Annotated in this window: 9 protein-coding genes; 4 read left to right on the top strand and 5 right to left on the bottom strand. The window is 67.2% G+C overall.

What is annotated here, in order from left to right; translation table 11 throughout:
• The first annotated feature begins 115 nt into the window (after positions 1-115).
• The gene (locus QFZ52_RS05370; RefSeq protein ID WP_307496594.1) at positions 116-685 is read left to right on the top strand and encodes a hypothetical protein; all 570 of its coding nucleotides are present in this window, start codon (positions 116-118) and stop codon (positions 683-685) included.
• Positions 682-3573: an ATP-binding cassette domain-containing protein gene (locus QFZ52_RS05365; protein ID WP_307496593.1), complete on the top strand. Its 2892-nt coding sequence runs from the start codon at positions 682-684 to the stop codon at positions 3571-3573. Before QFZ52_RS05370 ends, QFZ52_RS05365 begins: the two co-directional genes overlap by 4 nt.
• Here the strand turns inward: QFZ52_RS05365 and metH are convergent.
• A complete protein-coding gene (gene metH / locus QFZ52_RS05360) occupies positions 3563-7186 on the bottom strand; it encodes a methionine synthase (protein WP_307496592.1) in 3624 nt (1207 codons plus the stop codon). The genes QFZ52_RS05365 and metH overlap by 11 nt on opposite strands.
• Positions 7187-7396: 210 nt before the next feature.
• Between metH and QFZ52_RS05355 the strand changes: the two genes are divergently transcribed.
• Positions 7397-7885, top strand: coding sequence for a peptidoglycan-binding domain-containing protein (locus QFZ52_RS05355; RefSeq protein WP_307496591.1), 489 nt, complete (start codon positions 7397-7399; stop codon positions 7883-7885).
• A gap of 127 nt (positions 7886-8012) precedes the next feature.
• On the opposite strand, the gene QFZ52_RS05350 is transcribed toward QFZ52_RS05355, so the two are convergent.
• The 3 genes from QFZ52_RS05350 to pdhA are packed head-to-tail and all read right to left on the bottom strand — an operon-like array spanning position 8013 to position 11849.
• On the bottom strand, positions 8013-9413 hold the full coding sequence (locus tag QFZ52_RS05350) for a dihydrolipoamide acetyltransferase family protein (protein WP_307496590.1): 1401 nt from the start codon (positions 9411-9413) through the stop codon (positions 8013-8015).
• Positions 9413-10507 carry an alpha-ketoacid dehydrogenase subunit beta gene (locus tag QFZ52_RS05345; RefSeq protein WP_307496589.1) on the bottom strand — a complete coding sequence of 365 codons (1095 nt, stop codon included), beginning with the start codon at positions 10505-10507 and terminating at the stop codon, positions 9413-9415. The genes QFZ52_RS05350 and QFZ52_RS05345 overlap by 1 nt, the downstream gene beginning before the upstream one ends.
• Position 10508: 1 nt before the next feature.
• The gene (gene pdhA, locus QFZ52_RS05340; protein ID WP_307496588.1) at positions 10509-11849 is read right to left on the bottom strand and encodes a pyruvate dehydrogenase (acetyl-transferring) E1 component subunit alpha; all 1341 of its coding nucleotides are present in this window, start codon (positions 11847-11849) and stop codon (positions 10509-10511) included.
• A gap of 162 nt (positions 11850-12011) precedes the next feature.
• On the opposite strand from pdhA, the gene QFZ52_RS05335 reads away from it, so the two are divergent.
• On the top strand, positions 12012-12440 hold the full coding sequence (locus QFZ52_RS05335) for an Lrp/AsnC family transcriptional regulator (RefSeq protein WP_373425628.1): 429 nt from the start codon (positions 12012-12014) through the stop codon (positions 12438-12440).
• Positions 12441-12853: 413 nt separating this feature from the next.
• Here the strand turns inward: QFZ52_RS05335 and QFZ52_RS05330 are convergent, their stop codons facing one another.
• Positions 12854-15244, bottom strand: coding sequence for an NACHT domain-containing protein (locus QFZ52_RS05330; protein ID WP_307496587.1), 2391 nt, complete (start codon positions 15242-15244; stop codon positions 12854-12856).
• Between the last annotated feature and the right edge of the window lie 41 nt (positions 15245-15285).

Below are 15285 nucleotides of genomic sequence, written 5' to 3'. Positions count from 1 at the left end.
GACGAGTTGGCCTCTGTGGACAACTTCCGCACCACGACGGTACGGCACCCCGCTGACCTCGTCACACAACGCCACGGCCTCCGTTTCCCGGGCCCACTCCCCCTACCCTGGTGACGTGACTCCCACTACATTCCGCACCGCCGCCGCGAGCGCTGTCGCCGCCGCGGCCCTCGTCCTCACGCTGGGCGCCTGTTCCAGCCCGGCGCCGTCCTCGTCGGGTTCGGCTTCCACGACGTCCACCGCTTCGGGCGTTCCGTCGGCCTCCGCTGCCGCGGACGGCCCCTGCGACGGCGTGAAGGTGATCGTGTCCTCCGGCGCGCTGAAGCAGTCCGCCGCCGACGTCGGGCCCGTCTGTGTGCCGGTCAGCGGCCCCACTGCCGCCTCGAAGGTCCTCGCGGACGCTAAGGTGACGACGGTCGGCACCACCGCCTACCCGAAGGAACTGGTCTGCCGCGTCAACGGCGTCCCCGCCGCCGACTTCGACATCACCCACAAGGGCGGCACCTACCGTGAGCCGTGCCAGAAGATGCCCGCCGCCTTCGCCTACTGGTCCCTCTGGGTCAAGCCGGCCACGGGAGCCTGGGCTTACGCGCAGGAGGGCCTCGCCACGCTGAAGGTCAGTCCGGGCCAGAGCCTGGAACTGCTCTTCACCGTCGACGGCGCACCGGCCGCACCCGCGGCGTGACCTTCAGGCCCGCGCCGCTACGCGCCGGGGCGGCCCTCGCCGCCTTCTTCGTGGTGGCGCGGGTCCTCTACCGCGTCCTCTTCAACGGGGCCGACGACGGCGGGATCGTCCTCCTCGACCTCCCGGCCTACCCGCTGCCGGCGCCGTACTCCTCGGTCACCTTCCTGGGGCCCGTCACCGGGTCCGGCCTCGGGGAAGCGGTCCTGTCAGCGCTCCCGATCGCGGCGGGCATCCTGGCGTTCGCGCTGCTCAACTCGCTGGTCGACGTGGGCCGGGGGTTCACGATGCTCGCGCGCCGCGGCCCGTTGCGTGGGGCCGCCCGGATGCTCGTGGTGGCGTGGGCCGCGCTGCCCGCGCTGGCGGACGCGGTCCGGTCGGTGCGGCTGGCCTGCCTCCTGCGCGGTGAACGGTTCGGGGCGCGGGCCCTGGTCCCGGTCCTGGAACGCACCCTCGAGCACGCGAGCCGCGTGGCCGCCGCGCTGGAACTGCGCGGCTTCGCCGGGGCCGGCGTGCAGCCGGCGTACGGCCCTACGGCGGGCGCCCGCCCGGCCGAGCCCGTCCTCGTTGAGCACGCCACATTCGGCATCGGCGGGACGGCGATCACCGTTCCCGCTTTCGCGCCGGCGCCCGGGACCCTGACCGTGCTCACGGGCCCCACCGGCTCCGGCAAATCCACGGTGCTGCGCGGCCTGGCCGGGCTGCTGTCCCACGTAGACGGCGGCACCGTCGACGGCACAGTGCGCGTCGCCGGCATCGACCGTGCGAGCGTCCCGCCGCGCGACACCGCAGGCTTCGTGGGCGTGGTGCTCCAGAATCCCCGCGCCGCGTTCGCCACCACGCGGGTCCGGGACGAGATCGCCCTCGCCCTGGAACTGCGCGGCGTCCACGGCCCGGCGGCGCGTACCCGGGTGCTGGACGTTGCGGCGGCCGTCGGCGTCGAAGCGCTCCTGGACCGCGATCTGCCGACCTTGTCCGCAGGTGAGGCGACCCTCGTGGCCATCGCGGCCGCCGTCGTGCAGGAACCGATGCTGCTGCTCGTGGACGAACCGCTCGCCGACCTGGACACGTCCGCGCGGCGCCGCGTCGTCGCCGTGCTCGGCGAGCTCGCCCACCTCCACGGGGTGTGCGTCCTGGTCGCGGAGCACCGCGCCGGGGCGCTGGTCTCCGTGGCCGACGCCTGGTGGACGCTCGACGGCGGCGTGCTGGCGCCGGGTGCCGCATCCGTCGCGGCTCGGTCAGCGGAGGCCGCTCCGTTCGAGAACGTGACCGGTCCGGGCGCCGGGCTCGACGGCGACCCTCTTCTCACCGCCACCGGCCTGTCCCTCACACGCCACGGGAAGACCCTCCTCCGCGACGCCTCACTGGACCTGCACCGGGGCCGCATCACGGCGCTCGTCGGACCTAACGGCGCCGGGAAATCGTCCTTCCTCGTCGCGCTGGCGCTCTCCGGGAGACACCGGGACAAGGAACTCCGCGGCACAGTGGCCGGCGCCGGCGTCCGGATCGCCCTCGTGCCCGACGCCTCCGACGACCTCTTCACCCGCGACACCGTCGGCGCCGAACTCCGGGCCGCGGCGCGGCGTGCACCGGGCGAGGTCGTGGAAAGCGACGCGTGGGACCGGCTCCGGCTGCTGCGCGCGGCCGGCCGGATCCCCGACGCCCGCGAGCACCCCCGCGATCTCTCCGCGGGCGAGCGCCGGATCCTCGCCCTCACCCTGCAGAGCCTCGGCGAGCCCGGGGTGCTCCTGATCGACGAACCGACCCGCGGCCTGGACCCTGCGGCCCGGGAAGCGGTCGGCACAGCGCTGGAGGCCGCTGCCGGTGCGGGCGCCGCGGTGCTCCTCGCGACCCACGACCACGACTTCGCCCGCGGGCTCGGCGCGCGGATCCTGGCGATGCGCGACGGCGTCACGCCGGTGCCGTCTGAGGCCGGAAGCGAAGACGAGGGCCAGTCCTTTGGACACGAGGAGCCGGCGTCGACGAATCAGCTCTGGGCCCAGCCACTCCCGTCCGCCTCACGGCCTGTCGGACCCCGCCGGAGCACCCGGCGCACCTGGCGCCCCCTCCTTCCCCGCGGCACCGAAGCCATCACCCTGCTCCTGGCGAACCTTCTGGCGTTCGCCGCCTTCTGCTGGCCCTTGGTGGCGACGGCGCTGCCCGAGGACGCCGCTGCGGCGACCCCGTATGCGGCCCTGGCGATCACGCCGTTGGCGGCGATCGCCGTCGTGATCTGTCTGGACGGCTCGGTCAGATCGGCGCACACCGTGGCCCTGCTGGGAGTGCTGGCCGCGGTCGGTTCAACGGTCCGCGTGGCGAGCACCGGCGTCGGCGGGGTCGAGGCCGTGTTCATCCTGCTGATCCTGGCCGGCCGGGCCTACGGTGCGCGGTTCGGGCTGCTGCTCGGCGCCGCGACGATCGCCCTATCGAGCGCGGTGTGGGGCGGGATCGGCCCGTGGACGCCGTTCCAGATCTTCGCGTGCGCGTGGGTCGGGGCGGGCGCGGGTCTGCTCCCCCGGCGGGTCCGAGGCGTCGCGGAGCTGTGGATGCTCGGGGTGTACGGCGTGGTCGCGTCGTACCTCTTCGGCCTGCTGACGAATCTGTGGTTCTGGCCGTTCGCAGTGGGCGCCGGGACGGGCATCTCGTACCTGCCGGGCGCCCCGCTGCTCGACAACCTCCGCAGCTTCCTGCTCTACTCCCTGCTGACGTCGACGGCGGGCTGGGACACCCTGCGGGCCGTCACCACGGTGGTGGGGATCGCCGTCGTGGGCCGGGCGGTGCTCGCCGCGCTCCGGCGCGCGAAACCCGTCACGGCACACCGGCACCGACATGGCTCCCGCCCCGGCACGGCGTCCGAGGACCGTACCGGGCGGTTGAGCCTCACACCTTGAAGTACTTCGCCTCCGGGTGGTGGAACACGAACGCGTCCGTGGACTGCTCGGGGTGAAGCATGAGCTCATCGCTCAGAATCACGCCCATGCGTTCGGCGTGCAGGAGTTCCATCACCTTGCGACGGTCCTCCATGTCCGGGCAGGCCGGGTAACCGAGCGAGAAGCGGGCGCCGCGGTAGTCCAGCTTGAACAGGCCCTCCTTGTCGGCAGGCTCTTCGGAGGCGAAGCCCAGCTCTTCACGGATCCGGGAGTGCCAGAACTCGGCCAGCGCCTCGGTGAGCTGCATGACCAGGCCGTGGACCTCGTAGTAGTCGCGGTACTGGTTCGCGGCGAACATCTTGGCCGTGAACTCGTCGATCTTCGCGCCGGCCGTGACGAGCTGCACGGGCAGCACGTCCACCTGGCCGGATCCCCGGGACCGCACGAAGTCCGCGAGACACAGGTGGCGGTCCCGGCGCTGCCGCGGGAAGTCGAAGCGCAGGCGTTCGGTGCCGATCGGCCCGCCCGAGCCGCCGTCGGGGGCCAGCAAGCCGGGGACGCCCAGCACGCCGTCGGGGTCCTCACCGTGGTGCAGCACGACCACCTGGTCACCCTCGGCGACCACCGGGAAGTACCCGTAGGCGATCGACGGGTCGATCATCCCCTCCGCCAGGATCCGGTCCAGCCAGTAGCGCAGCCGCGGACGGCCCTCGCGCTCCACGAGTTCCTCGTAGCTCGCGCCTCCCTCGCCGCGGCCGGGCTTGAGGCCCCACTGCCCCATGAAGGTAGCGCGCTCGTCGAGGAACGCCGCGAAGTCCGCGAGCGCGACGCCGCGCACGATCCGGGTGCCCCAGAACGGCGGGGCGGGCACCGCGTTGTCCGTCGCGACGTCGGAGCGGCCCGGCATGGCGTCCGGCTCGGTGAGCGTGAGCCCGCCGCCCGCGCGGTGGATGCGCTTCTTCAGCGCCGGAAGGCCGACCGCTTTCGGATCCTCACCGCGGGCGACCCGCACGAGCGGCTCCATGAGGGCCAGCCCCTCGAACGCGTCCTTGGCGTACCGGACCTGACCTTCGAACATCCCGGCCAGATCGTCCTCGACATAGGTGCGGGTCAGCGCCGCACCACCCAGGATGATGGGCCACTTCTTGGCCAGGCCCCGCGACTGGAGCTCCTCGAGGTTCTCCTTCATGACCACGGTCGACTTCACGAGCAGGCCGGACATGCCGATCACGTCCGCGTCGTGTTCCTCGGCGGCGGCGATGATGTCCGCGATGGGCTGCTTGATGCCGAGGTTGATGACCTTGTAGCCGTTGTTGGTGAGGATGATGTCCACGAGGTTCTTGCCGATGTCGTGCACATCACCGCGCACCGTCGCGATCACCATGGTGCCCTTGCCGGACGCGTCGGATTTCTCCATGTGCGGTTCCAGGAGGGCCACCGCGTTCTTCATGACCTCGGCGGACTGGAGCACGAACGGCAGCTGCATCTCGCCCGCGCCGAACCGCTCACCCACCACCTTCATGCCTTCCAGGAGGTGGTCGTTGATGATGCCGAGCGGGGTCATACCCTCGGCCCGAGCGAGGTCGAGGTCCGCCTCGAGGCCCTTGCCCTCGCCGTCGATGATGCGGCGCTGGAGCCGCTCACCCGTGGGCAGCGCGGCGAGTTCCGCGGCGCGCTGGTCACGCAGCGCCGCGGTGTCGACGCCGGCGAACAGGTCCAGCATCGTCGCGAGGGGGTCGTAGGTGACGTTGCCGTCAGCGTCGTATTCACGGCGGTCCCACACGAGGTCCAGCGCGACCTTACGCTGCTCCTCGGGGAGGGACGCGAGCGGGACGATCTTGGCGGCGTCGATGATGCCGCTGGAGAGGCCTGCCTGGACGGCCTCGTGGAGAAACACCGAGTTCAGGGCCATGCGCGCCGCCGGGTTGAGGCCGAAGGAGACGTTGGAGACGCCGAGGGTCGTGTGGATGCCGGGGTACTTCGCGGTGATCTGGCGGATCGCCTCGATGGTCTCGATGCCGTCGCGACGCGTCTCCTCCTGGCCCGTGGCGATCGGGAAAGTGAGCGCGTCGACGATGATGTCCTCGACCTTCATCCCCCATTCACCCACGAGCGAGTCCACGAGACGCGACGCGATCGCGACCTTGCCCTCGGTGGTGCGGGCCTGCCCCTCCTCGTCGATGGTCAGCGCGATGACGGCCGTGCCGTGCTCCTTCACGAGCGGCATGATGCGGGCGAAACGGCTGTCCGGCCCGTCGCCGTCCTCGTAGTTGACGGAGTTGATGACGGGGCGGCCGCCGATCAGTTCCAGCCCCGCCCTCAGCACGGGCGGTTCCGTCGAGTCGATGACGAGCGGGAGGGTGGAGGCCGAGGCGAAACGGGACACGACCTGCTGGATGTCCGCCACGCCGTCGCGCCCCACATAGTCCACGCAGACATCCAGGAGGTGCGCGCCCACGCGGATCTGCTCCCGCGCGATGTCCACGCAGTCATCCCAGCGCTCGTCCAGCATGGCCTGGCGGAACGCCTTGGAGCCGTTGGCGTTGGTGCGCTCCCCGATCGCCAGGTAGGAGGAGTCCTGGTCGAAGGAGACGTGCTGGTACAGCGAGGCGATGCCAGCGTCCTGCTCGCTCGGCGTGCGCCCGCCCGCGCCAGGCTGACGGAAGGGCGCCAAGCGCTCGACGACGGCGGCCAGGTGCTCCGGCGTCGTGCCGCAACAGCCGCCCACCAGGCCCAGGCCGAACTCACGCACGAACTGCTCGTGGGCGGTGGCCAGCTCAGCGGGAGTCAGCGGATAGTGTGCCCCGTTGGCGCCGAGGACCGGCAGACCGGCGTTGGGCATGCAGGCGATCGCCACGGTGGACTGCTTGGAGAGGTGCCGGAGGTGCTCGCTCATCTCCTCCGGCCCGGTGGCGCAGTTCAGGCCGATCGCGTCGACGCCGAGTGGTTCCAGCGCGGTGAGGGCGGCGCCGATCTCCGAGCCCATGAGCATGGTGCCCGTGGTCTCGACCGTCACCTCCACGAAGATCGGGAGGCGGACGCCGCGGTTGACGATCGCCTGCTTGCAGCCGTTGACCGCGGACTTGGTCTGGAGCAGGTCCTGGCTGGTCTCGATCAGGAACGCGTCCGCGCCGCCGTCGATGAGTCCCTCCGCCTGCAGCGCGAAGGTCTGCTTGAGGTGGTCGTAGCTGGTGTGGCCGAGGCTCGGGAGCTTCGTGCCGGGACCCATGGACCCGAGCACCCAGCGCATCCGGCCGTCCTGGGCCTCCGCCCCCTCCGCACGTTCGCGGGCGATCGCCGCACCCTTGCGGGCCAGTTCCTCGATCCGGTCATCGATGCCGTAGTCCGAGAGGTTCGACCAGTTCGCGCCGAAGGTGTTGGTCTCCACGGCGTCGATGCCGACCGCGAAGTAGGCGTCGTGGATGTCCGCGATGACGTCGGGGCGGGTGTCGTTGAGGATCTCGTTACAGCCCTCCAGGCCCTGGAAATCGGTGTCCAGGGACAGCTCGCGGCCCTGCAGCATGGTGCCCATGGCTCCGTCCGCGATGACCACCCGCTGGTTCACGGCGTCCAGGAGCGCCTGGGCTCGGACGGGGCGGGGCACGGAGTCGATGTCGAGCGCGAAACGAGGCATGGCACCAGACTACGGGCGTGCGGAGTCACGCCCGCTTGTGTTTCCGACTGCTACGGCGGCGCGAAGACCTGGCAGTCCAACCCGTCCAGTCCACCCAATCCAACCAACCAGTAACGTGCCGGTTTCCTCGGAGGAACCCGTGACGGCCGGCGATTCAGGCATTAGTCTGACCCCACGGAGCGGGCACGTCCGCTCGGATCAGGGAGGATCATGATGAGGATCAAAAAGGGTCTCGCTGCGGGCGCTGCCGCATTCGCGCTCGCCGGACTGATGTCCGCCAGTCCGGTCGGAGCGGCCAATGCTTACAGCGGCACCACCGGCAAGGGGTGCACCGCCTACCAGTACTCTCGCGGCGGGTATGCCACCTGCGTCGGCCACATCCAGCGGATGCTGAACGGCATCAGGGCCGCGTACGGCTCCCAGTACGGCGGATACAGCCTCACGGTGGACAACAGCTTCGGCGCCAACACGGAGACCAACGTCCGCCGCTTCCAGCAATGGACGTACCTCACCTCGGACGGCATCGTCGGCGCCAAGACGTGGAACCAGCTCTGCAGCTACGCCGGTCAGGTCAATTTCTCCTACTCCGACGTCGGAGCGGCGAAGAATGCCGCCTGGCAGGCCGCCTACGACGCCGGTTGCTACGTGGAGAAGAAGTCGTCGACTCCGCCGTACTACACCACGATCTCCAAATACTGAGGGGCGCTGTACTGAGAGTCGCAGTACAGAGCTCCTTCCGTTGCGTGCTCAGTTATTGCGGGTATTCGCCGTCTAGACCCGCAACAACTGAGCACGCAACGCGAGGCAGGACCCCTTAGCGGTGCCCTTACAGGTCCGCCAGGACCGTGCCCGGGCTCTCGATCGCGTCCGCGACGTACCGCAGGAAGCCGCCGGCCGTGCCGCCGTCGCACACCCGGTGGTCGAACACGAGCGAGAGCTCCACGACCTTCCGCACCGCGAGCGCCCCGTCGACCACCCACGGTCGGTCGATGATCCGCCCGACGCCCAGGATCGCCGCTTCGGGGTGGTTGATGATCGCCGCGCTGCCGTCCACGCCGAACACCCCGTAGTTGTTGAGGGTGAACGTGCTGCCGGAGAGGTCGGCGGGACTCGCCTTCCCTTCACGCGCGACGCCGGTCAGCCGCTTCAGCTCGCCGTCCAGGGCGCGGGCGCTCAGGCGATGGGCGGCCCGGATGCTGGGCACCACGAGTCCGCGGTCGGTCTGGGCCGCGAACCCGAGGTTCACGCCGTGGAAGGAGACGATCTCCTGGCCGCCGTCCTCCGCCGTCTCGATCCGGGTGTTCAGCTCGGGATACTTCGCCAGCCCGGCCAGCACGAACCGCGCGATGAACGCCAGCAGACTCGGCGCGTTCTCCGGGTCGCGCCGCTTGAGACCGGCACGGAGCTCGACAAGTTCCGTCGCGTCGACATCCACCCAGACCGTCGCCTCGGGGATCTCGGTGCGGCTGCGGACCATCGCCTGGGCGATCGTGCGCCGCATCCCCCGCAGCGGCGTGCGAGCGGCGATCGGCAGGCCGGTCGAGGGGTCGGTCGGCGCGGCGGTGCTGGCGGTGCCCTCGCCCACGGCGTTGACCGTCGTGGCGGAGGCTGCCGTGGCGGTGGCCGCTGCACTGGCCGCCGCCGACGAACCAGCCGACGCCTGCTCGACGTCCCGACGCAGGATCAGCCCGTCGGGGCCGGAACCGTCGAGGGCGTGCAATGCGACGCCGAGGTCCCGGGCCAGCTTGCGGACCAGCGGGGAGACGACGCGGACGGCGTCCACGGACTCGCGCTCCACCGGAGGCGGCGAGATCCGCGGTGTCTCCCGGGCTGAGGCGAGCCGCGCGGGAGCCGCGGTTTTCCGCCTGCGGGACCGGCCGCCGTCGGTCGATCCCGAGGTGCCGTAGCCGATGAGGACGTTGCCGGAGCCGGCACGCTCCTCGGTGCGATAGTCAGAGGCCGTCTCCACGACCGGCGCGGCCGACGCCCCGCCCTCGTCGATGCTGATGAGCGGCTTGCCGACGTCGAGCGTCTCGCCTTCCGCGCCGTGCAGCACGGCGACCGTCCCCGCGAACGGTGACGGCACCTCGACCACGGCCTTCGCGGTCTCGACCTCGGCCACGGGCTGGTCGATCGTGACGCTGTCCCCGACGGCGACCAGCCAGCGGACCAGCTCCGCCTCGGTCAGGCCCTCCCCCAGATCGGGCAGCAGAAACTCGCGGCTCATCAGTCCTCCCACTGCAGTTCGTCGAGGGCGTCGAGGATGCGGTCGACGCCGGGCAGGTACCAGTGCTCGAATTTCGGCGCCGGGTACGGGATGTCGAAGCCGGTGACGCGGCGGATCGGCGCGGCGAGCGAGTGAAAGCAGCGTTCCTGGACGCGCGCGGTGATCTCCGAGGCGACGGACGCGAAGCCCTGCGCCTCCGCGACCACCACGACCCGCCCGGTCTTGCGGACCGAGGCGCTGATGGTCTCGTCGTCGAACGGGACGATGGTCCGCACGTCGACGACCTCCACGCTCCGTCCCTCGGCAGCCGCCGCTTCGGCCGCGGCGAGCGCGGGCGGGACGGCGGGGCCGTAGGCGATGATCGTCGCGTCGGTTCCCGGACGCACGACGGCGGCCCGGCCCTCTTCGCGGACGCCGGCCGACGCACCGGTGCCCTCTGACGCAGCGCCTTCGAACGCCTCCCGCAGCGCGTCCAGGTCCACCGATTCTTTGGACCAGTACAGCTTCTTGGGCTCCATGAACACCACAGGGTCCTCGCTTGCGATGGCCTCGCGCAGGAGGAGGTACGCGTCCGCGACGCTCGACGGCGTGAAGACCTTGAGCCCCGGTGTGTGGGCGTAGTACGCCTCGGAGGAGTCGCAATGGTGCTCGACGCCGCCGATGCCGCCCGCGTACGGCACCCGGATGACGAGCGGCAGCGTGATGCGTCCGCGAGTGCGGTTGTGCATCTTGGCGACGTGGCTCGCGATCTGCTCGAACGCCGGGTACGCGAAGGCGTCGAACTGCATCTCGATCACCGGGCGGAGGCCGTTCATGGCCATGCCGAGTGCCATGCCGACGATCCCGGATTCCGCCAGCGGCGTGTCGAAGCAGCGCTGCTCGCCGAACTCCTTCTGGAGTCCGTCGGTGATGCGGAAGACGCCGCCCAGCGTGGCCACATCCTCCCCGAACACGACGACGCCGGGGTCGGCGCGCATCGCGTCCGCCATGGCGGTGGTGAGGGCCTTGGCGAAGGTCACGGGGCTGTGTCCTTCAACAGACGGCCCGGCGGTGGCGGCCGCCCGGGCCGCTGCCGCTTCTGCGACGGTGCTCATCTCAGCGCTCCTCTCGGGTGTCGGCGGTGTCTGTGCCGGCGGCGGCGCCCTCGGCGTCGCGCGCGAGCTCGTCAGCCAGGAAGGCGGCCTGTTCGCGCAGCTGCGGGGTGGGCTCGGTGAAGACGTAGCGGAAGAGGTCCTGCGGGTCGATGTCGGGCTCCGCACTCAGCCCCTCGCGGAGCCGCTGCGCCACCTGCTCGGCGTCGTGCGCGAAGGCGGCCTCGACGTCGTCGGTGAGCTGCCCGGCTGCGCGGAGGTAGTGGCGCATGCGGTTGAGCGGGTCCTTGGCCGCCCATGCCTCGACCTCGGCCTGGTTGCGGTAGCGGGTGGCGTCGTCCGCGTTGGTGTGGGCCTGCATGCGGTAGGTGTTCGCCTCGACCAGGAGCGGGCCGGAACCGGAGCGCGCCAGGGTGACGGCGCGGTCGAGGACGGCCAGGAGCGCGACCAGGTCATTGCCGTCGACCCGCTCCCCCGCCATGCCGTAGCCGACGGCCTTGTGCGCGAGCGACGGCGCCGCGGTCTGGTGCGCGAGCGGCACCGAGATGGCGTACTGGTTGTTCTGCACGAAGAACACGACCGGCAGGCGGAAGACGGCGGCGAAGTTGAGGGCCTCGTGGAAGTCCCCCTCGCTCGTGGCGCCGTCGCCGCACATCGCGAGAACGACCGTGTCCTCGCCGCGGAGCTTCGCGGCGTGCGCGACGCCGACCGCGTGCAGCAACTGCGTGGTGAGCGGGGTGCTCTGGATGCCGACATGGTGGGCGTGCGGGTCGTAGCCGCCGTGCCAGTCGCCGCGGAAGATGGTCATGACCTCCACCGGGTCGACGCCGCGCGTCATGACCGCGACGGCGTCGCGGTAGGTGGGGAACATCCAGTCTTGGCTGGCCAGGCACAACGCCGCCGCGACCTGGCAGGCCTCCTGGCCGTGGCTCGACGGGTAGACGGCGAGGCGGCCCTGGCGGACGAGCGCCGAGTTCTGGTCGTTCACCCTGCGCCCGACGACGAGCCGGCGGTACGCCTCGAGGAGTTCCTCGTCCGCGGGGACGGGGTACTGGTGGCCGGGGCTGGAACCTCGCCGGTCCTCGGGGAGCATGGTCCCGTCCTCGGCGAGGATCTGGATCTGGCCGTGGACCGGGAGCAGGTAGTCCTCAATGCTGATGCCGAAATTCTGGACAGCTTCTTGGAGGCTCGTGGTTTGCGGTGCGGTGGCTTGTGGTGAGGTGGCCTGTGGCGAGACGGTCTGTGGAACGCCCTGCGGCGAGGCTTGCGGGGTCGCCGCGCCGTCTGCGGCGCCTGTGTCCTCGGCGGACCAGCCGCCTCCGGGCGGGCTGACGGAAATGGTCATGATGCCTCCTTGCAGCATGGTCCTGACAGCGATGTGTTGGGATCAGTATGGCCCGGAGGATCGTTTCGTATCCACGAATCGGCGGAATCCTGGAAATGTGGATTCGAAAGTGAGTATCTTGTAGACGGAACGTCGAATATGAGCTGAATCACAGGAGGTCCCGTGGACGAAGTGGACCGCGCCATTCTCGCGCTGCTCACGGAGGATGCCCGCCAATCGGTGACGACGATCGCGGAGAAGGTGCACGTCTCCCGGGCACACGCCTACAACCGCATCGCGAAACTGCAGGACCAGGGCATCATCACAGGCTTCACCACCAAGATCGACCCGCTCAAGGCCGGCCTCCGCTCGAGCGCCTACGTGACCCTCAAGGTCCGCCAGCACTCGTGGCGGGAGTTACGAGCGAAGCTCAGCGACATCCCCGAGGTCCACCACGTGGCGCTGGTGGGCGGGGACTTCGACGTGATCTTGCTGGTGCGAGCCGTTGATAACGCGGACCTGAGGCGAGTCGTGTTCGACCAACTGCAGAACATGCCCGAGGTGCTGGATACGCAGACGTTCCTGGTGTTTGAGGATGTGGAGGTGCGGTGAAAGTCACTGATCGACGATTATGGGAAATCTCCCGTTACCAAAAGTCGATGATTGTCGAATTCGACCCAAGCTAAACTCGGAAGGCTTCCAACCAAAGCCAGGGACGCCCACCGGAAGCCTGCGCCTCCGCACATCTAATACGTTGAACCATCAGCCGCACAACCGGAGTCTAGGCTCATACAATAGATCCCTAGGATTGCCCGAAGTTGCCCCCCCTCAAAAAGCTACAAAGGACCAGCCAAACTGCATCTCTCAATAGCCCGCTCGAATTCACCAAGCTCCTACACAATCAGGTCAGAAAAACCACGCAGGAGCCAACACGCGGAAAACTCAATCGCGACGCACGAAGCAGACTCCACACAAATGTTGGCCCACGACCGCGCGCACAAACTAAAGCGGGTAAGCTGACAATCCTAGGGACTCTGAGTCAGAGCACACTTGCCCGCCGCCCAGTCCTGACAGCGCGTCGGTAAGACTCTGAACACGTCACTAATCTCGCTCATTCTGCGACCGTGAACGGGGCGACCGACGGCTTCTCTAGCGTCTACGACGCCGATGAGCCCTTTGCCCGGCCAAAGGTGTGAGATGGACCTGTACTCGGAACTACCTCGAAAATCGTGGAGCGCCAGCGCGAGCAAGCCCAGTATCTCGTAGAGCTTAATCACCACCGGATCCATCTGAACAGGGACACTCCAGCCCTCACCTATATAGTTACCCAGCCCCGAGCTGATCAATCCCATTCGAGATACAGGAAGAAGAGCATCACTCTCGACACGGCAATGCACGGAGTCTATCGCATCGATCAAACTCGAATTTAGTGAAATCATCTGACCGTCACCGAAGACCGAAAGGATCGCCCATCCGACAGTCCCGATTGCCTGACCATATGGACCAAAAATTCCAACAAAGTGCAAGGGATCCAAGCTACTTCGGTCCGAAGCCTCTAAGCCCATTAGTGCACGCCAGTTAGACACTACCTCGGCCGGCGAGCCTTCAACTTCGTGTCGGTACTCAACAAGCATCCTGCCCACAACTTCATCCCAAGAGGACATACCAATGGCAGGCGAACCGCTCAGAATGACAGCAGCCCAGCTTGCGAGAAACGTCTCGCGAACACGGTTACCATCATCTGAGAAAAGATAGCGGTCCACGAAGAACTCTCTAGCAATAGGACCGAGTTGGATAAGCGAATCGAAATTATCCTCCGGAAAATAGGGGACGCCATTCCGACGAGACTCGACCTCCCGACAAAACCTATCAAATCCCGCCGTCAAAGCATGGGGCGCAATTGCGATTCCTTGAAGAAGTCGCATCAATAGAGGGACTGGCGCCCGAGCGCAAAGCTCTATGTAGAGGTTTGTCGCGCCCCGGTCCTTATAGAAGTCAAAACTCTGAACTAACAGTTCGGGAACGACGGATGTCTGGTCTCGATTGTATGCCTCGATGAGGAACTTTGCCGCAGCGGCGGAGTCTGCTGCTTGTCTGGCGAATGATTCGGCAGTAAAAAATTCGAAGAAGGTACGGTGGACGAACGAAAATAACCGTTCCCCCCGCTCTGAGACGCCTATCACGCTCAAAAGCCAAGCACGATCAGCACAGAACTTGACGAAGTCTGTCGCCACCGACTCAGCTCGGTTCTCGAGGAATCCAATATTGTCCCTCATATAGGCGGCCACGACCCTCACTATTTGGCGTTCTTCAACGCCGGTTTGGGTTGTCGGGAACTTGTAGAACCAAGTAGCAATTTCTTGCATTATTCTATCGCCGAACTCAGGCATAGATTCGTGCTGTGCGATCTGTCGATGAGCGTCCCAGCGATGGAAAAGCAGATCCGCACATTGTCGGTAGATCCCACGGCGACTTGCAGGGATATTTCCGCTCTCCTTGTAAAGTAGGCACACAAGTGACAACAAAAGTGGATTACGCCTCAGATCCGCAAGCGTTTGAGACTCGCGCATGAACGAATCCACAAGTTCACTTCGCCCATACCCGGAAAACCACTTGGATGCATATTCTTCGATCTGCCCCTCATTGAACTCCTCGAGCTTGACTTCGGGGAAAAGTTGCCTATCCAACGGGGCGTGCGAGTATCCAACCTCTCTCGAGGTGACCAGTACAGAGGCAGTCGGATAGGCATTCCTGAATACAGTAATGCGCCTAACCATCTCACTACGCCGGCTCAAATCCGTAATCTCATCCAAACCATCGAATATCACTGCGACCTTCCCGAAAAGAAGAATATCCTCGAAAGTCCTTTGATCTACGTCAACTGCAGTCGATATACTGATTTGCTTGGAGGCAAACTCGGCCAATTGCGTGGACCATCCGAGCCGATTATACTCCCGGCAAGGGACAATTACGCTTGGTATAGGAGTATCCCTAAGTGAGGGGTCCGCAAGGGCATCAACTAAATACTTCACAAACGTACTTTTACCTGCCCCGGGTGGTCCGATGAGGACTGCCCGGAAAGGCCTACCAGTGGTGACTAGCGTGTCGGAAGGTCTCGTCTGGCCCGATTCTACGATTTTAAGATCTCGATCGACGTACTGGTGCTTAAAGCTCACCTCTCTAGGAGTCGTTGCGTGGTCAATTATCGTTCCAATGCCACGGGCCGATATTGCGATAGCTAGATCATCAGCCGTGCGCAGTGCGACCTGAAGTCTGGAGACGTCGGTTCCTATGCCGATTAGTCGGTCCGTAAATGCTGTATAAATGGACTCTTGTTGCTTTGCACTTATCGGACTATCCATGAAAGTATTGAATGCTTCGACTTCGTCGGCGATGTCGTCGTCGCCATCCGCCATGCTAAATTGCACCTCGATACAGCTTTTCGAGATGAGTCCAG

It is taken from the genome of Arthrobacter woluwensis, from assembly GCF_030816155.1.
GTDB classification, from domain to species: Bacteria; Actinomycetota; Actinomycetes; order Actinomycetales; family Micrococcaceae; genus Arthrobacter_E; species Arthrobacter_E woluwensis_A.
The sequence above is the reverse complement of the archived record's forward strand: the minus strand, read 5'-3'. Positions and strand labels throughout refer to the sequence as shown.